At 62.9% G+C, this 22,544-nt stretch carries 19 protein-coding genes, 1 other RNA gene and 1 riboswitch; of the genes, 7 read left to right on the top strand and 13 right to left on the bottom strand.

Annotated elements, in window-relative coordinates; all coding sequences use genetic code 11:
- Nucleotides 1-3 precede the first annotated feature (3 nt).
- The 9 genes from rpsA to gyrA form a co-directional block, all read right to left on the bottom strand.
- Nucleotides 4-1,707 carry a 30S ribosomal protein S1 gene (gene rpsA / locus AB2N08_RS19840; protein WP_367612628.1) on the bottom strand — a complete coding sequence of 568 codons (1,704 nt, stop codon included), beginning with the start codon at nt 1,705-1,707 and terminating at the stop codon, nt 4-6.
- Nucleotides 1,708-2,048: 341 nt separating this feature from the next.
- Nucleotides 2,049-2,711, bottom strand: a complete 663-nt coding sequence (gene cmk / locus AB2N08_RS19835) for a (d)CMP kinase (RefSeq protein WP_367612627.1) — start codon at nt 2,709-2,711, stop codon at nt 2,049-2,051.
- A 16-nt stretch (nt 2,712-2,727) separates the two neighbouring features.
- Nucleotides 2,728-4,059 carry a 3-phosphoshikimate 1-carboxyvinyltransferase gene (aroA, locus tag AB2N08_RS19830; protein ID WP_367612626.1) on the bottom strand — a complete coding sequence of 444 codons (1,332 nt, stop codon included), beginning with the start codon at nt 4,057-4,059 and terminating at the stop codon, nt 2,728-2,730.
- The gene (locus AB2N08_RS19825; RefSeq protein ID WP_367612625.1) at nt 4,056-4,970 is read right to left on the bottom strand and encodes a prephenate dehydrogenase; all 915 of its coding nucleotides are present in this window, start codon (nt 4,968-4,970) and stop codon (nt 4,056-4,058) included. The genes aroA and AB2N08_RS19825 overlap by 4 nt, the downstream gene beginning before the upstream one ends.
- Nucleotides 4,971-6,074: a histidinol-phosphate transaminase gene (gene hisC / locus AB2N08_RS19820; RefSeq protein ID WP_367612624.1), complete on the bottom strand. Its 1,104-nt coding sequence runs from the start codon at nt 6,072-6,074 to the stop codon at nt 4,971-4,973.
- 22 nt (nt 6,075-6,096) lie between these two features.
- Nucleotides 6,097-7,167 (bottom strand): prephenate dehydratase, encoded by a 1,071-nt coding sequence (gene pheA / locus AB2N08_RS19815; protein WP_367612623.1) that lies wholly within the window; start codon nt 7,165-7,167, stop codon nt 6,097-6,099.
- Nucleotides 7,168-7,272: 105 nt separating this feature from the next.
- The gene (gene serC / locus AB2N08_RS19810; protein ID WP_367612622.1) at nt 7,273-8,370 is read right to left on the bottom strand and encodes a 3-phosphoserine/phosphohydroxythreonine transaminase; all 1,098 of its coding nucleotides are present in this window, start codon (nt 8,368-8,370) and stop codon (nt 7,273-7,275) included.
- Between the two features lie 19 nt (nt 8,371-8,389).
- Entirely contained in the window at nt 8,390-8,941 is a 552-nt protein-coding gene (locus tag AB2N08_RS19805) for a DUF2059 domain-containing protein (RefSeq protein WP_367612621.1), read from the bottom strand.
- A gap of 86 nt (nt 8,942-9,027) precedes the next feature.
- The gene (gene gyrA, locus AB2N08_RS19800) at nt 9,028-11,643 is read right to left on the bottom strand and encodes a DNA gyrase subunit A (RefSeq protein ID WP_367612620.1); all 2,616 of its coding nucleotides are present in this window, start codon (nt 11,641-11,643) and stop codon (nt 9,028-9,030) included.
- A 373-nt stretch (nt 11,644-12,016) separates the two neighbouring features.
- On the opposite strand from gyrA, the gene ompA reads away from it, so the two are divergent.
- The 4 genes from ompA to AB2N08_RS19780 all read left to right on the top strand — a co-directional run bounded on the left by ompA (nt 12,017) and on the right by AB2N08_RS19780 (nt 15,111).
- Nucleotides 12,017-12,721 (top strand): outer membrane protein OmpA, encoded by a 705-nt coding sequence (gene ompA / locus AB2N08_RS19795; protein WP_367612619.1) that lies wholly within the window; start codon nt 12,017-12,019, stop codon nt 12,719-12,721.
- 151 nt (nt 12,722-12,872) lie between these two features.
- A complete protein-coding gene (gene ubiG, locus AB2N08_RS19790) occupies nt 12,873-13,577 on the top strand; it encodes a bifunctional 2-polyprenyl-6-hydroxyphenol methylase/3-demethylubiquinol 3-O-methyltransferase UbiG (protein WP_367612618.1) in 705 nt (234 codons plus the stop codon).
- A 5-nt stretch (nt 13,578-13,582) separates the two neighbouring features.
- A complete protein-coding gene (locus AB2N08_RS19785; protein ID WP_367612617.1) occupies nt 13,583-14,302 on the top strand; it encodes an HAD family hydrolase in 720 nt (239 codons plus the stop codon).
- A 203-nt stretch (nt 14,303-14,505) separates the two neighbouring features.
- Nucleotides 14,506-15,111: a glycine zipper 2TM domain-containing protein gene (locus tag AB2N08_RS19780; RefSeq protein ID WP_367612616.1), complete on the top strand. Its 606-nt coding sequence runs from the start codon at nt 14,506-14,508 to the stop codon at nt 15,109-15,111.
- 39 nt (nt 15,112-15,150) lie between these two features.
- Here the strand turns inward: AB2N08_RS19780 and AB2N08_RS19775 are convergent, their stop codons facing one another.
- Nucleotides 15,151-16,053, bottom strand: coding sequence for a class I SAM-dependent methyltransferase (locus AB2N08_RS19775; RefSeq protein ID WP_367612615.1), 903 nt, complete (start codon nt 16,051-16,053; stop codon nt 15,151-15,153).
- A 114-nt stretch (nt 16,054-16,167) separates the two neighbouring features.
- Between AB2N08_RS19775 and ssrA the strand changes: the two genes are divergently transcribed.
- The 3 genes from ssrA to AB2N08_RS19760 all read left to right on the top strand — a co-directional run bounded on the left by ssrA (nt 16,168) and on the right by AB2N08_RS19760 (nt 18,959).
- Nucleotides 16,168-16,526: a transfer-messenger RNA gene (ssrA, locus tag AB2N08_RS19770) on the top strand.
- A gap of 599 nt (nt 16,527-17,125) precedes the next feature.
- On the top strand, nt 17,126-18,187 hold the full coding sequence (locus AB2N08_RS19765) for an acyltransferase family protein (RefSeq protein ID WP_367612614.1): 1,062 nt from the start codon (nt 17,126-17,128) through the stop codon (nt 18,185-18,187).
- Between the two features lie 40 nt (nt 18,188-18,227).
- A riboswitch (yybP-ykoY riboswitch) is annotated at nt 18,228-18,401 on the top strand.
- 3 nt (nt 18,402-18,404) lie between these two features.
- Entirely contained in the window at nt 18,405-18,959 is a 555-nt protein-coding gene (locus AB2N08_RS19760) for a manganese efflux pump MntP (RefSeq protein WP_367612613.1), read from the top strand.
- A 15-nt stretch (nt 18,960-18,974) separates the two neighbouring features.
- Here the strand turns inward: AB2N08_RS19760 and AB2N08_RS19755 are convergent, their stop codons facing one another.
- The 3 genes from AB2N08_RS19755 to tssF form a co-directional block, all read right to left on the bottom strand.
- The gene (locus tag AB2N08_RS19755) at nt 18,975-19,604 is read right to left on the bottom strand and encodes a type 1 glutamine amidotransferase domain-containing protein (protein ID WP_367612612.1); all 630 of its coding nucleotides are present in this window, start codon (nt 19,602-19,604) and stop codon (nt 18,975-18,977) included.
- Nucleotides 19,605-19,700: 96 nt separating this feature from the next.
- Nucleotides 19,701-20,696, bottom strand: a complete 996-nt coding sequence (gene tssG / locus AB2N08_RS19750) for a type VI secretion system baseplate subunit TssG (protein WP_367612611.1) — start codon at nt 20,694-20,696, stop codon at nt 19,701-19,703.
- On the bottom strand, nt 20,674-22,506 hold the full coding sequence (gene tssF, locus AB2N08_RS19745) for a type VI secretion system baseplate subunit TssF (protein WP_367612610.1): 1,833 nt from the start codon (nt 22,504-22,506) through the stop codon (nt 20,674-20,676). Before tssF ends, tssG begins: the two co-directional genes overlap by 23 nt.
- Nucleotides 22,507-22,544: the final 38 nt, after the last annotated feature.

Raw genomic sequence — 22,544 nt, 5'->3', positions numbered from 1 at the left:
TGATTAGTTCTTGTTGTCGAACTTAGCCTTGAGCAACGCGCCCAGGCTGGTCGTGCCCGAAGCTGCGCTATTGTCGTTCGACAGCTTGCTCATTGCTTCTTGCGTATCGACGTTGTCTTTCGCCTTGATCGACAGCTGGATGCTGCGCGCTTTGCGATCGATGTTGATCACCAGAGCTTCGACGGTGTCGCCGACTTTCAGGTGGGTGCCAGCATCTTCAACGCGGTCACGCGAGATTTCCGAAGCGCGCAGGTAGCCTTCGACTTCTTCCGACAGCGAGATCACGGCGCCTTTTGGCTCAACCGATTTCACGGTGCCGGTGACCAGCGAACCCTTGTCGTTCATCGACGAGTAGGTGTTGAACGGGTCGCCTTCCAGTTGCTTCACGCCCAGCGAAACACGCTCGCGCTCGACGTCGATGGCCAACACCACGGCTTCCAGTTCGTCGCCTTTCTTGAAGCGACGCACGGCTTCTTCGCCGGCTTCGGTCCACGACAGGTCGGACAGGTGCACCAGACCATCGATGTTGCCTGGCAGGCCGATGAACACGCCGAAGTCGGTGATCGACTTGATCGAACCCTTGACCTTGTCGCCCTTCTTGTGGGTCATGCCGAAGTCGTCCCATGGGTTCGCTTTGCACTGCTTCATGCCCAGCGAAATACGGCGGCGCTCTTCGTCGATCTCCAGAACCATGACTTCCACTTCGTCGCCCAGCTGGACAACTTTGTTTGGCGCCACGTTCTTGTTGGTCCAGTCCATTTCGGACACGTGGACCAGGCCTTCGATACCCTGCTCGACTTCGACGAACGCGCCGTAGTCGGTGAGGTTCGTGACTTTACCGAACAGGCGGGTGCTCTGTGGGTAACGACGCGACAGACCGGTCCATGGATCGTCGCCCAGCTGCTTGACGCCCAGCGAGACGCGGTTCTTCTCTTGATCGTACTTGAGGACCTTGGCGGTGATCTCTTGGCCAACCGACAGGACTTCGGATGGGTGACGCACACGACGCCATGCCAGGTCGGTGATGTGCAGCAGGCCATCGATGCCGCCCAGGTCGACGAATGCGCCATAGTCGGTGATGTTCTTGACGATACCGGTAACCACGGTACCTTCTTTCAGCGTTTCCATCAGCTTCTGACGCTCTTCGCCCATCGATGCTTCGATGACAGCGCGGCGCGACAGCACGACGTTGTTACGCTTGCGGTCCAGCTTGATGACCTTGAATTCGAGGGTCTTGCCTTCGAATGGGGTCGTGTCCTTGACTGGACGGGTGTCAACCAGCGAACCCGGCAGGAACGCGCGGATGCCGTTGGTCAGGACGGTCAGGCCGCCTTTGACTTTGCCATTGACGGTACCGGTGACGATCTCGCCCGATTCCATTGCTTTTTCCAGTGCCAGCCACGAAGCCAGACGCTTGGCTTTGTCGCGCGACAGGATGGTGTCGCCGAAGCCGTTTTCCAGCGACTCGATAGCCACGGAAACGAAATCGCCGATCTGAACTTCCAGTTCGCCCTGGTCGTTCTTGAATTCTTCGACCGGAATGAAGGCTTCCGACTTCAGGCCGGCGTTGACGATCACGAAGTTGTGATCCAGACGCACGACTTCAGCCGAAATGACTTCGCCCGAACGCATGTCTTGACGTTGCAGCGATTCCTCGAAGAGGGCTGCGAAGCTTTCCATACCGGTATCTTGAGTTGCAGTAGACATAAAAGTTTGTTTATTTCATGTTAGCCAGCAGGCCGACGATAGTGCGGACTGAACTGGGTTAGGTTAAAACACGCTTGCGACGGCGAAGATGCTGTCGCAAGCACCAAAGGACAATGGTTTTTGGATAACGGCTCAGTAAAAAAAGCCGTCAGCCTCAAGACCGCCGTCCCCGCGAAGGCGGGGATCCAAGTTTGCTTGCTAACCACCACGGCGATGACTCGAGCCAACGATGACGCATCGAACTGGGATTCCCGCCTGCGCGGGAATGACGTTCAGGTGCTGATGACTACCGGTCCGGACTGCAACCGATTGACACAAGCACCACGACGCCATTCAAAGTCTTATTTCTGCGCATACCAGGCCATGACTTGCTCGACCGCCTGGTCCACCCCCATCTCGGACGTGTCCAGGATATGCGCATCGCTTGCAGCGACCAGGGGAGCGACTGCGCGACCTGTGTCGCGCTCGTCTCTAGCCCGTAAATCAGCCAGCAGGTCGTTCATATTAGCAGAAAAGCCTTTGTCAATCAATTGCTTATAACGGCGTTGCGCGCGTGCCTCAGCGCTTGCAGTGAGGAACACTTTAAGCTTGGCAGTCGGAAAGATCACCGTGCCCATATCGCGCCCGTCGGCCACCAGGCCCGGCGTCTGGCGAAAGCCCAGCTGCAGGCCGAACAGCGCCTGGCGCACGCTCGGCAGTGCGGCGATCTTCGACGCCATATTGCCCACCTCTTCCGCGCGGATCGCGTGGCTCACGTCTTCGTGCGCCAGATAGATCGCCTCGCCCTGGAAGCGCGCCGGCAGGTGTTCGGCCAGCTTGGCGATGCCATGTTCGTCCGCCAGCGGCAGATTGCGGCGCAGCGCCTGCAGCGCCGTCAGGCGATACAGCGCACCCGAATCGAGCAAATGGAAACTCAGGCGGTCGGCGACGCGGCTGGCCACCGTGCCCTTGCCGGAAGCGGTCGGGCCGTCGATGGTGATGACTGGTACGTTGGAATTGGGCATAGGCTTGTCGTCTGGATTAAAACAGCTCGTTGCGCGCGATGCCCGCAAACGCTTCGAAGTAGTCGGGGAAGGTCTTGGCCACGCACTTCGGATCGTTGATCCGCATCGCGTTACCACGGCGCGCCTTGCCATCGAGCGACGCGAGCGAGAAGCACATCGCCATCCGGTGGTCGTCGTAGGTGTCGATCGTGGCAGGCTTGAGTTCTTCGGGCGGCGTGATGCGGATGTAGTCCGGCCCCTCCTCCACCTCGGCGCCGACCTTGCGCAGTTCGGTCGCCATCGCACTGAGGCGATCGGTTTCCTTCACGCGCCAGCTGGCGATATTGCGCAGCGTGCTCGGACCGTCGGCGTAGAGCGCCGCGACCGCGATCGTCATCGCCGCATCCGGGATGTGGTTGAAGTCGGCGTCGATGGCCCTGAGTACGCCATTGGACTGCACCTCGATCCAGTTGTCGCCGCGCGTGACGATGGCGCCCATGCGTTCGAGCGCATCGGCAAAGCGCACGTCACCCTGGATGCTGTGTTCACCGACGCCTTCGACGCGCACCGGTCCGCCCGCGATCGCGCCGGCAGCCAGGAAGTATGACGCCGACGACGCATCGCCCTCGACGTGGATGGTGCCCGGGCTTTGATAACGCTGGCCAGGCTGCACGGTGAACGAGGCCCAGCCATTCTGCTCGACCTCGACGCCGAAGCGGCGCATCAGGTTGAGCGTGATCTCGATATACGGCTTTGAAATCAGCTCGCCCACGACGTCGATGGACACCGGATGCGACTTGGCCATCAGCGGCGCGGCCATCAACAGCGCGGTGAGGAACTGGCTCGATACATTGCCGCGCACGGCCATGCGGTTGGCCGTGATGTGACCGCGACGGATGCGCAGCGGCGGAAAGCCCTGCTCGCCGGTGTACTCGATCTGCGCGCCGACTTCGTTCAATGCCTCCACCAGGTCGCCGATCGGCCGCTCGTGCATGCGCGAGACGCCGTGCAAGGTGTAATCACCGCCGATCACGGCCAGTGCCGCCGTCAGTGGCCGGATCGCGGTGCCGGCATTGCCCATGAACAGGTCGGCCGCCGGTTCGGGCAGCTCGCCGCCGTTGCCGTGCACGATCACCGTGCGCTCGTCGACTTCATCCCATTTGATGCCCAGCGAACGCAGTGCGCCCAGCATGACCATCGTGTCGTCCGATGCCAGCATGTCGTGGATCGTGGTCGTGCCCTCGGCCAGCGCAGCCAGCAGCAGCGTGCGGTTCGAGATGCTCTTGGAACCCGGCAGCCGCACCGTCCCTTGCGCATGCAGGACAGGTTCGAGGTCGATATGCTGCGGGTAGTGTTTTTGCTGCGTCATGTGTTTTCCTGGATTGGCGGGCGCGGCTCATGTGGCCCATTATCGGCCTCGATGGCGATCTGCCACTCGTGGCGGGCGCGCTGCGCGTTCGCATAGATGTCTTGCAATCCGGCGCCATCGCCTGCGGCCAGCATGGCCCGCATCGACGTCAATTGTGCCAGATATGCATCGAGCTCGGTGAGCAGCGCACTGTGGTTGGCCAGGCTGATGTCGCGCCACATTTCGGGCGACGAACCGGCGATGCGCGTGAAGTCGCGAAAACCGCTGGCGGCATACTGGAACAGCATCTCGGCGTGCGGCTTGCCGGCGATGTCGTCCACCAGCGCATAGGCCAGCAAGTGCGGCAGGTGGCTGACGGCGGCGAACACGCGGTCGTGGTCCTCGGGCGTGAGCGTGTGGATCACGGCGCCGCAGGCGCGCCAGGCGGCAGCGACACGCTCCACGGCGGCCGGCGCGTTCTCGGGCAGCGGCGTGAGCACGGCTTTTTTGCCCTGGTACAGGCCGACCAGCGCGGCATCGGGCCCGTTCGACTCGCTGCCCGCGATCGGATGGCCCGGCACGAACTGGTGTACCCGCTCTTTCAATGCCGCACGGGCCGCAAGCACCACGTCGCACTTGGTGCTGCCGGCATCGGTAACGACCGTGCCGGGCGCCAGATGCGGCTGTAGCGCCGCCAGGATCGGACCGGTTTGCGCGACCGGCGCGGCCAGCAGCACCAGATCGGCGCCGGCCATCGCATCGGCGTAGTCATCGCACACGCGGTCGATGATGCCCAATTCGAGCGCCCGGGCCAGCGCCTCGGGATGCCGGCCAACGCCGACCACTTCCTGCACCTGCCCTGCGCGTTTGAGCGCCAGCGCGAACGAACCGCCGATCAGGCCGACGCCGACGATAACGATCTTTTTCAGCATCTAGCCGAGCGCCTTCGTCAGCGCTGCGATGAAGGCCGCGTTCTCTTGCGGCAGGCCGATCGAGATGCGCAGCCACTGCGGCAAGCCGTAGTTGCCGACCGGGCGCACGATCACGCCCTGCTTGAGCAGCGCGACGTTGACGCGCGCGCCGGCGCCGTCGTCGTTGCCGACCCGGACCAGCACGAAGTTGCCGAACGACGGCACGTACTCGAGGCCCAGTGCTTCAAAGGCGGCGATCATCTGGCGATAGCCCTCGGCGTTGTTGCGCGCGCCCTGGTCCAGGAACGGCGTGTCGTTCAGCGCCGCCACCGCAGCGGCCTGCGCCAGCGAGTTGACGTTGAACGGCTGGCGAATACGGTTCATCAGGTCGGTGACCTCGGGCTGTGCGATGGCGAAGCCCACGCGCAGCCCGGCCAGGCCGTAGGCCTTCGAGAAGGTGCGCGAGACGATCAGGTTCGGGTATTTGCGCACCCAGGCGCTCGACTCGAACTGGTGCTCGGGCGCCAGGTATTCGTTATAGGCTTCGTCCAGCACGACGATCACGTTGGCCGGCACCTTTTGCAGGAACGCTTCGATCTGCGGGGCCGGGATGAAGGTGCCGGTCGGGTTGTTCGGGTTGGCGACATACACCAGGCGCGTGTCGGCGTCGATCGCGGCTGCCATCGCATCGAGGTCATGCCCGTAGTCGACGGCCGGCACCACGACGGCGCGGCCACCGACGCCCTGCGTGGCCAGCGCGTACACGGCAAACGAATACTGCGAATACACCACCGCTTCGCCCTGCTGCACGAAGGCGTGGGCCGCGATCTCGAGGATGTCGTTGCTGCCGTTGCCGAGCGTGATCCATTCGAGCGGCACGTCGTAGCGCTTGGCCAGCGCGGTCTTCAGCTCGAAGCCGTTGGCGTCCGGGTAGCGGCCAAGGTCTGCGGCCGCTTCGAGCATCGCGGCGCGGCTCGATGCCGGGATGCCGAACGGGTTTTCGTTCGACGCCAGCTTGACGATGGATGCTTCATCGAGACCGTATTCGCGGGCCACTTCGGCGATCGGTTTGCCGGCCTGGTAGGGGGCGATGGCACGGACGTATTCTGGACCAAATGTCGACATGAAAATCTCTTTCGTATTCGTTTTAAAGGCTTTGCGGGTAAGAACCCAGCACCTTGAAAAAGGCGGCGTTGTCCTTGAGTTCCTCGAGCGCGCGTGCGACGGCGGCGTCATGCACGTGGCCCTCGATGTCGACATAGAAGTAGTACTCCCAGGTGCCGATGCGCGCCGGGCGCGATTCGAAACGGGTCATCGACACGCCGTGTTTTTCGAGTGGCGCCAGCAGGTTGTAGACGGCGCCGGCCTTGTTCGGCACGGCCAGCACGATGCCGGTGCGGTCCTTGCCCGACGGGCCGGTCTGCAACTGGCCGATCACGACAAAGCGCGTGCGGTTGTGCGGATCGTCCTGGATGTGGGCCTGCACGACGCCCAGGCGATACTGCTCGCCCGCCATCTCGCTGGCAATCGCCGCGATCGTCGGATCCTGGCTGGCCAGCACCGCCGCCTCGGCGTTCGATGCGACGGCGCGCCGCTCGATGTGCGGGTAATGCTGGTTCAGCCACACCTGGCACTGTGCCAGCGCCTGCGAATGCGCGCACACGGCGGTCACGCCATCCATCGAGCCGGTCTTGCTCATCAGGCTGTGGTGCACGGCGATCGAGACTTCGCCGCTGATGATGGTGGTCGTTGCCAGCAGCAGGTCGAGCGTGCGGTTGATGGCGCCTTCGGACGAATTTTCAACGGGGACCACGCCGAAATCGGCGGTGCCCGCCTCGGTGGCGCGAAACACTTCATCGATCGACACGCACGGCAGCGCGTCGATGGCCGAGCCGAATTGCTGGAACACGGCCTGTTCGCTGAAGGTGCCGGTGGGGCCGAGGAAAGCGACCGTGACGCGCTTTTCGAGCGCGCGGCAGGACGACATGATTTCGCGGAAGATGGTCTGGACGTCGCCGTCCTTGAGCGGACCGGGATTGCGCTCGGCCACGCCGCGCAGCACCTGCGCTTCGCGCTCGGGGCGAAATACCGGGGCGTTGGTCTCGGCCTTGACGTGGCCGACCGCTTGCGCGATCTGGCCGCGCTCACTCAATAGCTTGAGGATCTGTGCGTCGATCGCATCGATGCGTTCGCGCAGGGGGGTGAGTTTGTCTGTCATCGTTATGCAGTAGGTCGATATGGTTTGCGTGGTGTGGATTCAACCGTGCGTCGAACGCGTCGGCGGGGGACCCGCCAACCCGACGTTCCATGCCGGCGACATGGTTCACCGTCTTGCAAACTCGTTCAAATAATCGACGAGGGCTTGTACGCCCTCGATCGGCATCGCGTTATAAATGGATGCCCGCATGCCGCCGACGGACTTGTGGCCCTTCAGTTGCAGCAGCCCGCGCGCCTTCGCGCCGGCCAGGAATTGGTCGTTCAGTGATTCGTCGCGCAGATAGAACGGGATGTTCATGCGCGAGCGGTAGGCGGGATCCACGCGGTTGGCGTAGAAATCGTCGGCATCGAGCGCGGCGTACAGCAAGCGCGCTTTCTCGATATTGAGCGCTTCCATCGCCGCCACGCCGCCGCGCCGTTTCAGCCACGCGAACACCAGGCCCGCGATATAGATCGAATAGGTCGGCGGCGTGTTGTACAGCGAGTCGTGTTCGGCGCAGGTCTTCCAGTGAAAGACCGACGGGCACTGGGGCGAGGCGAAATCGAGCAGATCTTCCCGCACGATCACGAGCGTCAGGCCCGCCGGGCCGATGTTCTTTTGCGCGCCGGCGAAAATCACGCCGTACTTCGACACGTCGATCTCGCGCGACAGGATGTGCGACGACATGTCGGCCACGATCGGCAAGTCGGGGAACAATGCGGGATCGATCTCGGGCGCGTCGGGATACTCGACGCCGTCGATGGTCTCGTTGGTGCAGATATGCAGGTAGGAGGCATTTGGCGTGAGGCGCCACGTGTCGCGCGCCGGCACGCGCGCGAAGTGCTCCGCCTCGCTCGACGCCGCGACGTTCACGCGTGCATAGCGCGCCGCTTCCTTGATCGACTTGCCCGACCATGAACCGGTGTGGATGAAGTCGATCACCGGCTCTGGCCGGCGCCCGGCCAGGTTCAGCGGCACGATGGCGTTCTGCCCGAGCCCCCCGCCCTGCTGGAACAGGATTTTATAGTTGGCCGGGACGTGGAGCAGTTCGCGCAGGTCATCGAGCGCCTGGCGGTGGATGCTACTGAATTCGGGACCACGGTGGCTCATCTCCATCACCGACATGCCGCTGCCGTGCCAGTCGAGCATTTCGCTCGCGGCCTGTTGCAGCACGTCTTTCGGCAGCACGGCGGGGCCGGCCGAGAAATTGAAGATCTGGGTCATGCGGTCCTTTCGACGATATTTACTTGACCTGTGCGCTTTGCATCACTTCCGTCAGCAAGGCGCTCAGGCGCGGCGCGACCACTCTCTGGCCGATTGCCATGCTCTCGGCGCCGAGGCGCGGGCTCAGGGCCAGCATCTTGCGGCCCAGCGGCGTGCGATAGAACGCAGTGAGCTGCTGCAGTTCGGCCACCGTATAGTGTCGGGCATACAGCGGCCCGATCTCGGCAACCATCTGGTCGATCAGCGCCGGATCGCGCATCAGCCGGCTGACCGCCTCGGCCGCATGCGGCACGAACCGGTCGATCCGGGCCAGCGCATCGGCGCGGCTTTCCTCGCTTGCGCCCGGGTCGGCGTTTACTTCTGCCAGGGCTTGGGCGCGCATCACGGCCGGCATCGTTTTCTCCATCTCGGCAAACGATGCGGTCATCATTGTGCGCACGTCCATCGCATCGAGCAGTTCCTTGACGGCGGCATCGGCCTGAGGGCTGATCGCAGTGACTGGTAAGGGCGCCTGGGCCCGTGCCGGCAGGGCCGAACACGCGACGATGACGGCGAAGAGGATGTGTTTCATTGGGTCTCCATGCGGGTCGCAAAGCCCATCGAATCGGTGTCAACAACGGGTGGGAACGCATGCGCGTTCCCACCCTGGCGCCAGAATTACTCGGGCGCCGGCTCGAGCTCGACTTCTTCGAGGTCGGTCTCGACGATGCGCTGCAGGCCGGACAGCTTGGTGCCGTCTTCCACCGCGATCAGGGTCACGCCCTGGGTCGCACGGCCCATCTCGCGGATCTCGGCCACACGGGTGCGAATGAGCACGCCGCCGGTCGTGATCAGCATGATCTCGTCGCTTGGCTCGACCAGGGTCGCGGCCACCACCTTGCCGTTACGCTCGGAGGTCTGGATCGCGATCATGCCCTTCGTGCCGCGGCCATGGCGCGTGTACTCCGTGATCGGGGTACGCTTGCCGAAGCCGTTCTCGGTGGCGGTAAGCACGGTCTGCTGCTCGTTCTCGGCCACCAGCAGCGCGATGACTTCCTGGCCTTCCTCGAGGTTCATGCCGCGCACGCCGCGCGCCGTACGGCCCATCGGACGCACGTCGTTCTCGTCGAAGCGCACGGCCTTGCCGGCGTCGGAGAACAGCATCACGTCGTGCTTGCCGTCGGTGAGCGCCGCGCCAACGAGCACGTCGCCTTCGTCCAGGTCGACCGCGATGATGCCGGCCTTGCGTGGATTGGAGAAGTCACGCAGCGGCGTCTTCTTGACGGTGCCCAGCGAGGTGGACATGAAGACATAGTGGTCTTCGGGGAAGGTGCGGTTCTCGCCCTGCAGCGGCAGCACGACGGTGATCTTTTCGTTGTCTTGCAGCGGGAACATGTTGACGATCGGCTTGCCACGCGAGTTGCGCGAGCCTTGCGGCACTTCCCAGACCTTGAGCCAGTACATGCGGCCACGGTTACTGAAGCACAGGATGTAATCGTGCGTGTTGGCGATGAAGAGCTGGTCGATCCAGTCGTCTTCTTTCGTCGCCATCGCCTGCTTGCCACGGCCGCCGCGCTTTTGCGCGCGGTATTCGGACACCGGCTGCGACTTCATGTAGCCCGAGTGCGACAGCGTCACGACCATGTCTTGCGGCGTGATCAGGTCTTCGGTTTCGAGGTCGCTGGCATTGTGTTCGATGGCCGAACGGCGCGCATCCTTGCCATTGTCGGCGTACTCTGATTTGATCGCCGTCATTTCGTCGACGATGATCGTGGTCACGCGTTCCGGCTTGGCCAGGATGTCGAGCAGGTCGGCGATGTGCGACATCACTTCCTTGTACTCGTTGACGATCTTGTCTTGCTCGAGGCCCGTCAGGCGTTGCAGGCGCATCTGCAGGATCTCTTGCGCCTGTTCGTCCGACAGCTTGTACAGGCCATCTTGCTGCATGCCGTAGTGTTTCGGCAGGTGCTCGGGGCGGAAGGCTTCGATGCCGCCGGCCGCGCCGGTCTCGGTGCGATTGAGCATTTCGCGCACCAGGGACGAATCCCAGGCTTGCTGCATCAGCTCGACCTTCGCGACCGGCGGCGATGGCGCCGCCTTGATGATCGCGATGAAGTCGTCGATATTGGCCAGCGCGACGGCCAGGCCTTCGAGCATGTGGCCGCGGTCGCGCGCCTTGCGCAGTTCGAACACGGTGCGGCGCGTGACGACTTCGCGGCGGTGCGACAGGAAGCACTCGAGCATCTGCTTGAGGTTCAGCAGCTTCGGCTGGCCATTGACCAGCGCGACCATGTTCATGCCGAACGTGTCTTGCAACTGCGTCTGCTTGTACAGGTTGTTCAGCACCACTTCAGGTACTTCGCCACGCTTGAGTTCGATGACCACGCGCATGCCCGACTTGTCGGACTCGTCGCGGATGTCGGAAATGCCTTCGAGCTTCTTGTCGCGCACGTTTTCGGCGATGCGCTCGAGCAGCGACTTCTTGTTTACCTGGTACGGCAGCTCGTCGATGATGATCGCCGTGCGGGCGCCGTCGCGGCCGACTTCTTCGAAGTGGGTCTTGGCGCGCATCACCACGCGGCCACGGCCGGTGCGGTAACCGTCGCGCACGCCCGAGACGCCATAGATGATGCCGGCGGTCGGGAAGTCCGGCGCCGGGATCAGCTCGATGAGCTCGTCAATGGTGCAATCTGGGTTGTGCAGCACGTGCATCGCGCCGGCAATCACTTCGGACAGGTTGTGCGGCGGGATATTGGTGGCCATGCCCACTGCAATGCCCGACGAACCATTGATCAGCAAGTTCGGGATGCGGGTTGGCAGGACGGTCGGCTCTTTTTCCTTGCCGTCATAGTTCGGCTGGAAGTCGACGGTGTCCTTGTCGATGTCGGCCAGGATCTCGCCGGCAATTTTGTCCAAGCGGCACTCGGTGTAGCGCATCGCCGCGGCGCTGTCGCCGTCGATGGAACCGAAGTTGCCCTGGCCATCGACCAGCGTGTAGCGCAGCGAAAAGTCTTGCGCCATGCGCACGAGCGTGTCGTAGATCGACGAGTCGCCGTGCGGGTGGAACTTGCCCATCGTGTCGCCGACGACGCGCGCGCACTTCAGGTAAGGCCGGTTCCACACGTTGTTCATTTCGTGCATCGCGTACAGCACGCGCCGGTGCACCGGCTTCAGGCCGTCGCGGACATCCGGCAGTGCGCGGCCCACGATCACGCTCATCGCGTAATCGAGATAGCTCTTGCGCATCTCTTCTTCGAGGGAAATCGGGACTGTTTCTTTTGCGAATTGATCCATTGGCGGGTCGACTGCTTTCAGGCGATGGTTATAAGTTGCAACGGGCGATTCTACCACGCGAGACATGCCAGATGCTCAATTCCGGGCCAGGCCTTTTTGATGGGGAAAATCGGGCCGACGACCCCAAAAGTTCCAGTATTGTCGTCACCAACGACGCGCGCTTGTGCGAATGTTGCGCTTAAACAACGTCAAGCGATAAATGCTCCGTGTTTGATTTGGGTGCAGTCGTGCGATTTTGGTGCATGTGGCAGAATGGCCAGGAAGTCAATTGCTTGTTTCACAATACGAAACGGACAGAGCAGCCGCCATGTTATTCTTATGACCACATGGAGACTGTCTGAATCGACACGGAATTTACCGAAAGGAAAAGAATATGAAAAAACTGATCACTGTTCTGTTCGCAGCAACGGCCGCTATCGCGGGCGTCGCCTCTGCCCAAAGCGCTCCACCTTACGCGCCGCTGACCACCGACCTGCAAGCGCGCACCCCTTACAGTGCTTATGTGCAGGACAGCCGCGGCGTGATCGCACGCAATCCTTTCGGTCTGTGCTGGCGTACCGGCTACTGGACCCCGGCTGACGCGGTGCCAGGTTGCGACGCGCCGCTGTGCGTCGAGCCAGAGAAACTTGAAAACGGCAAGTGCGTCGCACCACCAGCGCCAGCCGCCCCTGCACCAGCACCGGCGCCAGTGCCTGAAGCCGCACCAGTGCCAACCTCGGAAAAAGTCAGCTATTCGGCCGACGCCTTCTTCGACTTCGACAAAGCGATCCTGAAGCCAGCCGGCAAGGCATCGCTGGACGAACTGAGCGGCAAGCTGGGCGACATGAACCTGGAAGTCATCATCGCCGTCGGTCACACCGACTCGATCGGTACCGATGCCTATAACCAGAAACTGTCGATCCGCCGCGCAGAAGCTGTCAAGGCTTACCTGAAAGAAAAGGGCATCGAAGAAACCCGCGTCTACACCGAAGGCAAGGGCGAGACCCAGCCTAAAGCGGACAACGCCACCGCCGAAGGCCGCGCACAGAACCGCCGCGTGGAAATCGAAGTGGTTGGCACCCGTAGCGCTGCCAAGTAATTCAGTAAGGTAGTTGCAGTAAGCACGTCGTCCCCGCCTTCGCGGGGACGACGTCGTTTGGGTGTCGACTATTCCCGCAGAACTTGGGTCCCCGCCTTCGCGGGGACGACCTTCCCCCGAATCGGGGGAAGGTCGGTTATTATTCCGAGCTATGACGACGACAAATTCAGACCCATCAGAAATTCAGAAGTTCAGCGAACTGGCCCACCGCTGGTGGGATCCAACCTCGGAATTCCGGCCGCTGCACGAAATCAATCCCCTGCGCCTGGAGTGGATCAACGCGCGCGCGCCGCTCGCCGGCAAAAACGTGATCGACATCGGCTGCGGCGGCGGCGTGCTGTCCGAAGCGATGGCGAAAAAAGGCGCCAAGGTGACCGGCATCGACCTGTCGCAAAAGGCGCTGAAAGTGGCCGACCTGCACAGCCTGGAATCAGGCGTCGAGGTACGCTACAAGCACATCGCGGCAGAAGACATGGCGCTCGAAGAAGCCGGCCAGTTCGACGTGGTGACCTGCATGGAAATGCTGGAACACGTGCCCGATCCGGCCTCGATCGTGCGCGCCGCGGCGGCCCTGGTGAAACCGGGCGGCCATCTGTTCTTCTCCACGCTGAACCGCAATCCGAAGTCGTACCTGTTCGCCGTGATCGGCGCTGAATACATCCTGCGCATGCTGCCGCGCGGCACGCACGACTACGGCAAATTCATCACGCCGGCGGAGCTGTCGCAATTCGTGCGCCAGGCCGGGTTGCAGGTCGATGGCTTGAAGGGCCTGACCTACAATCCGCTGACCAAGATCTACTCGCTCAACAGCGACACCAGTGTGAACTACATGGTGGCGTGCACCAAACCTCTGTGATCCAGATGACCTCATTTGCGTTGACTCCCGTTTCGATTCCGGCGCCGCGCGCCGTCCTGTTCGACCTCGATGGCACGCTGGCCGACACCGCGCCCGACCTGGCTGCGGCCGTCAACTGGCTGCGCACCGAGCGCGGCCTGGACGAGACGCCGTACGAAGTGCTGCGCCCTACAGCCTCCGCCGGCGCGCGCGGCATGATCGGCGCCGCCTTCGGCCTGGCGCCGGGTGATGACGGCTACGAAGAACTGCGCCTGGCGTGGTTCGACCGCTATCAGTCGGCCATGGCAAACCATACGACGCTGTTTGACGGTATCAATGAACTGCTCGCCGGCATCGAAGACGCGGGCATGACGTGGGGCATCGTCACCAACAAACCGTCGCGCTTCACCGACCCGCTGGTACCGCAAATCGCTCTCGCGCATGCCGGCTGCATTATCTCGGGCGACACCACCGGGTTCGCCAAACCGCACCCCGCCCCGCTGCTCGAAGGCGCCCGCCGGCTGAACCTTGCACCAGAACAGTGCTGGTATGTCGGCGACGACCTGCGCGATATCGAGGCTGGCAAGGCCGCCGGCATGGTCACGGTGGCTTGCGCCTGGGGTTATTGCGGCGCCATTGCGCCGTCGACCTGGGGCGCTGACTACCTGTTCGATACGCCGGATCAATTGCTGGCTGCACTGCGCGACGTAGCTGCCGGCATGTCGCGGGCCGATCAGGCGGCCTGATCGACCTGGCCCGGGCGCCCTGCCCGCGCGGATTGCCACGATGGCGCCCTGTTCCGGGCGCCATTTTTGTTTATCCAAGCCAACAAGTCACAAGGGCTGGCTTACATCTCTTTACGATTGATACAGGGATGCGTCTAGCTTGGAAGCGGCCTCGCCATTAATCTACATCCATACGAACAAGCAATAACTCACTGGAGCAGATCATGGAAACCACTACCAACCGCATTCACCCAATGATGGCAGCCGCAGCAGCGTCGGTCATCATTGTCAGCCTGACCGGTGCCGCAGCGATCACTGGTCTGCTGCCAACGTCGAAGAGCGCCCCCGAGCCAATGCCTCTGGCAGCGACGTCGCCTTACAGCCTGCAGCAACCCGGCATGCAGCAGCCTGGCCTGCAAGTGCCGAACGGCTATATGGTGCAGAACGGCCAGCTGATGCCGGTTTCGGCGAACCAGCAGCAACTGGTCCCTGCCATGGTGCCGGCGATGGTGCCTGCTAATCAGCTGGCATATGCCCAGCCGGTGGTCCAGCAGCAGCCGACCGTGATCGTCAAGGAAAAGCCGGTGGTGCGCGTGGTCGAGAAAACCCGTGTGGTGCACGCAGCGCCGAAACAAGTGCGCTATGAGCAGCCGCGCTATTCGGAACCGGCACCGGCCCAGCCGAACTATGTCGGCATCGGTACCGGCGCCGTCATCGGCGGCCTGATCGGTAACCAGATCGGCGGCGGCAACGGCAAGAAACTGGCCACCGTGGCCGGCGTGATCGGCGGCGGCATGATCGGCAACGAAATTGCTAATCGCAACCGTTAAGCGTTGGTCGTCGAGCACTTCCCCTTGGCCGCAAGCTGATCAGCTTGCGGCTTTTTTCTTTTTCTTGAAGATGCTGACGATGATGTCGCTTGGGAACAGGCTCAGGATGGGAATGGCGCAGCGGATGACGGTGTATTGCAGGTACAGCGAGAGCGTCGAAGGATTGCCCACGTAGCGCAGGCGCTCCATCAATCCCTGGGCGCGCAGAGCAGGCAGTTCAGCCGTCTGCACCATCGTGAACCCTTGCTTGAGCACCAGCTCGCGCAGGTTGCGCGGGTCGAAATAATGAACATGGGGCGATGGCATATCCTTTTGCCACATGCGCTCGAACGGCCCGTGCCAGCCGATCCGTGCCAACACTTTGGACAGCCGGTAGAAAAACCCACCGCTATTAGGCAGGTTCAGGATCAGGATGCCGTCGTCGTTCAAGTGCGCGTGGCAGGCAGCCAGTGCGCTATGGATATCGGGAATATGCTCGATGACATCGTTGAAGACAATGGCATCGAAGCGTTCGTCGTGGTCCACCACATCGGGAAAGTACCCTGAGCGCACCGGCAAGCCACGCGCCGCCGCCCGCTCGCCGACCGCCGCATCGGGCTCGACGCCGAGCACATCGAATTGGCCCAGCGCTGCTTCGAGGAACCAGCCATGCGCGCTACCCACATCCAGCAGCCGCGGCTTGCTGACTGACACGTACTGCTTGGCATACCCGACGATGGTGTTGAAATTTTCGATTCGCAACGCCTTGAGGGCCGCCTCGCGCTGCGCCTCATCCATTGCTACCGCACTGGGCGCGTTGATCGCCGGCGTCAAAGCAGCGCTTTCATAGCGGCAGGCGCGGCACATTGCATGCCATCCTGCCAGTCCTGCAATTTGGATATCGCCGCAAACGATGCATGTCATGACAGACCTTGTCAGTTGCAATATGGACGCCACCAGCATATTGCAATTCTGATATGCATTGTAGGTTTTTCATTGTTGACTACTTTAAGGCGCAACCAAGGAAAACGGCTGTACATCGCTGGCCCATCGAGTACAATGAAGCTTCTCGACACTGGGGGCGACCTGGTTTCGACGTGGGTTGCAAAGCAGCGCAGGGCATACCGAGGACTGGTTACCTCGTAAATACATCCAGAAATCAATAACTGCAAACGATAACTCGTACGCACAAGCAGCTTAATTGCTGCTAGCTCTACAACACCTCGCCTCTGGGGTGAGTCGCAAGACTAGTAGAGTCATTTACAGAGGCTAGGACTCAGCCGGGTTACTTGGTTGTTTCCGAAATTTAAGGTAACTCGCCTGTCCAAAGCGTGCACATCCGCGCTGTACGGGCTAAATTAAATGATAGTGCTAAGTATGTAGAACTGTCTGTAGAGTGCTTGCGGACGCGGGTTCGATTCCCGCCGCCTCCACCAGTATTCCAAAAAAACCGTCCTGTGGACGGTTTTTTTTCGCCTGCGCTAACGGGCGGCGGGGATCGAACCCGCGGGACGCGGGGGATTTCCGGGAATTCGGGGAGCACCGCTCCCCGCCGGAAATCCGCCTTGCGCTTGCAAGCGCAAGGCTCTCCGATTCGTCCAACTAGAGGGAAATCGCGCAAGCGATTTCTTGCAGTCCGCCTCCGCTCGCCTGCCCGAACTTCAAGCAGCAAGCAGGGGTCAGGTCTGACATTCAGACACAAGCTCAACCTTAGTCAAGCATCGCCAAGGGCAAACCATCAAGTTCCAGGGCGTTTCCCCGAATTAAACATTCAGGTTAATGCAGAGCTCGTGTCCAAATGACAGACCTGACACCGGCTTTTACCGGCCATTCAAAAATGAAATTCCGCGTTATACACACCTGAAACAAGTTCATGTCCATCGGGCAACCTCAGCTATGATAGCGCCCGTCCGCCCAGCGGCAGCAATCCAGCAGCCGCCGCGCCCGGACCAGATACGAACATCCCAGGATACAAATGAAGGCTGAAGCCGGAGCGAACCCCGTATTAATGCCAGCACGGCCGGCAGAATTCGGCATGATCAACCTGTTGAAAGCCATATCAGCCCAGTTGATCGTCCTGCACCACCTGGCGTTCTACGGCCCCATGGCTGACCACACCCGCCAGATCTTGCCAGCGCTGATCGATTGGCTGGCACAGGACGCCCGCATCGCCGTCCAGGTTTTCCTGGTCATCGGCGGTTTTCTGGCCGCAAAGTCATTGTCACCGCGAGGCTTGTCCGGTCCCGCCAATCCACTGACCACCATCCTGCGCCGCTATACCAAGCTGGCGCCCCCGTTCTTCATCGCGATGCTGGTGGCCGTCGCCGCCTCATGGTTGGCAAGTATCTGGATGACCCACGATGCCATCTCAGCGCCACCAAGCGGCGGGCAATTGATCGCGCATGCCTTCCTGCTGCAGGATGTGCTCGCCTACGAAGCGCTGTCTGCCGGCGCCTGGTACGTCGCCATCGACTTCCAGCTGTATGCGCTGTTCAGCATCCTGCTCTGGGCCTGCAGCCGCGCATCGGGCAAGCACGTGTCGCCGTACCTGATCCCCGCCATGACGGCAACAGCCGTCGGCGCTTCACTGCTCTACTTCAACCTCGACGCCGACTGGGATATCTGGGCCCCCTACTTCCTCGGCAGCTATGGCCTGGGCGCGCTGGCCTGGTGGGCAAGCGACCCGGCGCGTCGGCTCCACTCGGTCGCTATCCTGCTGACCATGATGACCGTGCCGGCGCTGTTCGCCCTGACCCTCGACTTCCGCAGCCGTATTGCCCTCGCGCTGCTGGTCGCGTGCGAGCTTGTTGCGTACGGTCGCATGCGTACAGCATCGCACCCATCCGGGCTATGGCGCGTGGCCAGCTTCGCCGGAAAAATCTCGTTCTCGGTATTTTTGGTCCACTTTCCCGTATGCCTTGTCATCAACGCGGCATTCACTCGCTTCGCGCCGCAGGACGTGCTGGTGCAAACTGCAGGCGCCGTGTTCGCCTGGATCGCCAGCATCATCGCCGGGGCGCTGTTCCACTACTGCGTCGAACTGCCGATCGGCCGCAGCCTGGCACGCCCGGCGCGACTCCGCACTGCCCTCGCCTGACGCCGGCAACGCGCCTTGCCGATCCGCTACTGCTGAGTTACCATAGCGCCGCCCTTGGGGAGTAGCCTGCTTCCTCTTTCGGAAGTTTGTCGCATCAACATACTTGACGCTCAACGTCATGGTGCGCAAGCCTTCTGGTTGGCAAGACCATTGGCATGTTTGCGCGACGATCGGGCCGCGCGACATGCCCGTTGTCGTGCCCGATCGGAAAGCTGTCATGTCTCTCGTCGCCATCCTCATCCTCGCCCTCGCCATGTCCACCGACGCCTTTGCCGTCGCCATTGCCATGGGCGCGCGCCGCCATCACGTACGGTTCAAGGATGCACTCAAGGTGGGCGTGCTGTTCGGCGTGATCGAGGGCACCACGCCACTGGTCGGCTGGGCGCTGGGCAGCATTGCCGCCGCCTATGTCGAGAGCTGGGATCACTGGATCGCGTTCATCCTGCTTACCGGACTGGGCGTGCGCATGATCCACGAAGGCTGCAGCGCGCCGGAGGCCGCCGAAGACTCGAAGCGGCCACTATGGCTGCTGGCATTGACGGGCTTTGCCACCAGCATCGACGCGATGGTGGTGGGCGTGAGCCTGGCGTTCACCGACGCCGGTATCGTGTGGCCGGCGCTGGCCATCGGCCTGGCGACCCTGACGATGGTGACGCTGGGAATGCTGGTGGGCCGCCGCATTGGCGCCCTGGCCGGCAAGCGCGCCGAGATCTTCGGCGGCCTGGTGTTGATCGCGGTCGGTTGCGTCACGCTGTGGGAACACTTGCAGTGACGCATCCCTGAACGGTTACGAGGTCGGCCCCGGATCGGTGCCCGCCTCTTGCAGCACCATCAATTGCTTCATGATGGCTTCGTTGAACGCCGGAATATCATCGGGCTTGCGGCTCGTGATGAGCTTGCCGTCGACCACCACCTCGTCGTCGGTCCATTCGGCGCCGGCGTTGACCAGATCGATCTGCAGCGTAGGCCAGCTGGTGACGTGCTTCGATTCGGCGATGCCGGCGTCGATCAGCGGCCACGCGCCGTGGCAGATGGCGGCAATTGCCTTGTCGCCGTCGCCGAACGCCTTGATGAAGGCAATTGCTTCCGGGCTCGAACGCAGGTTATCGGGATTGGCCACGCCGCCCGGCAGCAGCAGCAGATCGAAGTCGTCCGCGTTGGCGTCTTCCACGTTCAGTTCGACCGCATACTTGTCGCCAGGTTCAAGATGATTGAAGCCCTGGATCTGTTCGCCCACTTTCTTTGGCGAGACCAGCACGACCGTCACGCCCTGCTCTTCAAGAAAGCGGCGCGGCTCGGTGTATTCGACTTGTTCGACGCCGTCGGTCATGAGGACGGCGACGCGCCGGCCGTCGAGCGATTGGTTTGCTGATGGTTCGAGATGATCCGCCGGCTGCATGTTTTCTGCTTGTTGCATGGTGCCTCCTGGTCGATGGTTCGTTAATTCGTTGACATCGATTGTAGGCCGCCCGGGCATTCTGCGGCGCGCGCGAGCCGCCACGAGTCGCCCCTGTCAGTCAAGCAGGTAGCACATGTCGTCGCGGTCGCGTGCGGCAAGCCGCGTGCAGAGAAAACCATCCAGGCCCAGCCGCGCCGCGCCGCCGAGGCTGACGCCGACGATCGCCTCGCGCCGCAATACCACCTGTAACTCGCGATAGGGCACGTCGATGGCGAAGCGGGCCAGCAAGGCGGCCAACGCGCGGCTGCCGTCCTGCCCCGGCAGGAAATGTTCGAATTCAACAGCACTCACCGGCCCCAGCCGGATACGGATGCCGAGCTCGGGCCGCAACATGCGCCCACCCGCCGTGGCGCCCGCGCCAAGCACGCAGTTGCCCTGCGCCAGCTGGGTGCGCTGGCCCGGCTCGAGCACATCCCAGCGGCCGGTGAATTGCTCGACGCGCACCGCCACGCCAAACCAGGCGCCGAGCACGCCGGCGACCAGGTCTGCGCTGACCACACGGCTGCGCAGCGGCGCGGCAAAGCGCGCCAGGGCGATGGCCTCGGCGCCAGGCGTGTCGTGACTGGGCGCCACGCCCGCCAGCGCCAGCAGCAGCGGCTGAAACCGGTCAACGCCCGCAGCGAGCGGATGTCGCACGCGGTACTTGCACCAGGCGCGATAAAACAGCGCCACCTGGCGGCTGGAAAACAGGTCGAGAAAGGCGCGCGGCCCGTCGTCGCGGGCACGCGATTCCCACGCGGCGAAGCGTTCTGTGTAGTGCAGTGGCAAGGTGCCCATCACGCCAAGCAGACCCATCATCGAAGGCGTGACGTTGATCGACAAAATGCCGTCGGTGATCAGGTCAATGGCTTCGATCTCGCTGGGCGGAAAGCCGAGCTGGACGCTATTGCGAAAGCGGATCAGGCCACCGAGCGCCTGCTCCGGGCCGATCCCTTGCCGGCCGAGCCAGCGCAGCAGCAGGCGCACCGCCTGGAAGAATTCATAGCGCTGCGGCCGCGCAACCAGGTCGGCGATCATGCCTGCACGCTCAAACGAGCGCCAGGCTGCCATTGCGCGGCTCGCAGCGCAGCAGCTCCTTCTCGCTCTGGGCAGAGACCAGCACGAGCCGCGTGAAACTGTTCAGGTGGACATACAACCCGAGAAAGCGGCTGACCACCTGCCCGAACACGAACAGGCTGCTGCCGGCAAACGCTTCTTCATCCACCGTCAGCCGCACTTCGGTGCCGTGCACGAGCGTCGCGCCATGCCGGTTGCGCAGCCAGGCCGTGGCCGGGCGTGCTGTCAGCGCGGCCAGGCCGGCGATCTGGCACTGCGAACTGCCTGACCTCGCCACGTCGTACAGCGACAGTGTTTCGCGGAAGGTATCGAGCTCGGCCAGCGAGCGGTGATTGAGCGCCAGCTGCGTGACGAGGCGCCAGCCGTTGCCGTCGCGGCTGCCGAAATTCAGTGGCGCCGATGGCTTGCGCAACAGGCGGATGGACAAGCCGCCTGTCGCCGTCTCGCTGGCCATGTCGCCGCCCGGCGCGCCCACGCCCAGCGCGCAGGCCGCCAGGCCATTGCTGCAGGTCAGGTCGATCGAGGCGACGGCCGCGTCGAGCTCGGCCAGCGCCAGGTCGTCGTCGGAGAACGCGATCTTCACGCGGTGCCGGCGGTCGCCCCCGTCGTCGCGGCGGACGAACCAGTAGCGGTGCGCTTCACCACCTTCACCATGGCGCAGCCCGTAATAGGGGCGGTAGGCAACGCCGGCCGTCTTGCCGTCGCGCGTGGTGAGCACCTGCACCGCATCGATGCTGTAGACCTCGGCGTCCTCTTCGTGCCGGTTCGGCACCACGTCGTACATGGCTGAACGGTGCGTGATGCGCACCGGCGCGGCCGCTTGCCGGAACAGGTTCACGACCGGCGTGCAGCCCGTCACCAGATGCGCGTTCGACAATCCCCGCAAGATGCGCGCCGGTCCCGACTCGGCGTGCAGGTCGGCCAGCACCATGTGCAGCGTGAAGCGGCGCGCGCCGGCCGGAAACATCGGCGCCAGCGCCGCCAGGTCGACATCCAGGAAGTGGAATTTGTCCGGGAAAGCAAAGTATTCGGTCAGCAATCGGTAGGCAGGGTGGGCCTGCGCCTGCTCCGGCACCAGTGCTTCGTCAGCCTCGAGGCCGCCAAGCGACAAGGCCGGGCGGTCCAGCCGGCGCCAGCGCTCCTGCCCTTCCGTCTCGACCCACGTCTCGAGCGTGTGCAGGCACAGGCTGTCGATGAGCGCGGCCGTCAGCAGCGCGTCGCCATCGACATGCAGCCGCAGACGCGGCAAGCCGAGCTTGGGCAAGAGCCGGCACGGCATGGCGCTGTCAAAACTGATGCTGATGCGCGCGCTGGCCCGGGCCGGTAGCCGGATCCGCGGGGGCACGTGTACCACGGGCGAGAACCAGGCGCGCGCCACCGTCACCGGCGCCAGCGCCAGGTCGGCCGTCGTGCGGAAGCGGCATGGCGCGCCGCGCGCGGCCAGCGACGTCATCTCGGTCCCGCGCGGCACGACGTGCACGTGTTCGATACGGGCCGAGCGCGCTTGCGGATCGTTGCCGTCGATGCGCACGATCGAGCAGCTCGGGATGCCGTGCAAAAAATGCGGATACAGGCTGCCAAGCAATGCTTCGGTGAACTCCGGATAATCGTCGTCGAGCTTTTTGGCGGTGCGCGCATTGAGCAGCGCGCAGGCCTGGATCAGGCGCCGGATGTGCGGATCTTCGCTGCCTTCCGGCCCCAGGCCAAGCTCGGCGGCCAGGCGCGGATATTGGTGGGCAAGCTCACGGCCGACCGTGTTCAGGTAGACCAGCTCGCGCTCGTAGTACGGCAATAGCTCTTCCATCGGTCTCTCCTCAAGCTGACACGCTACGGTCGGTCAGA

Source organism: Massilia aurea (genome assembly GCF_040790145.1).
Lineage (GTDB): Bacteria > Pseudomonadota > Gammaproteobacteria > Burkholderiales > Burkholderiaceae_D > Telluria > Telluria aurea_C.
This window is presented reverse-complemented; position numbering and strand designations above follow the sequence as displayed.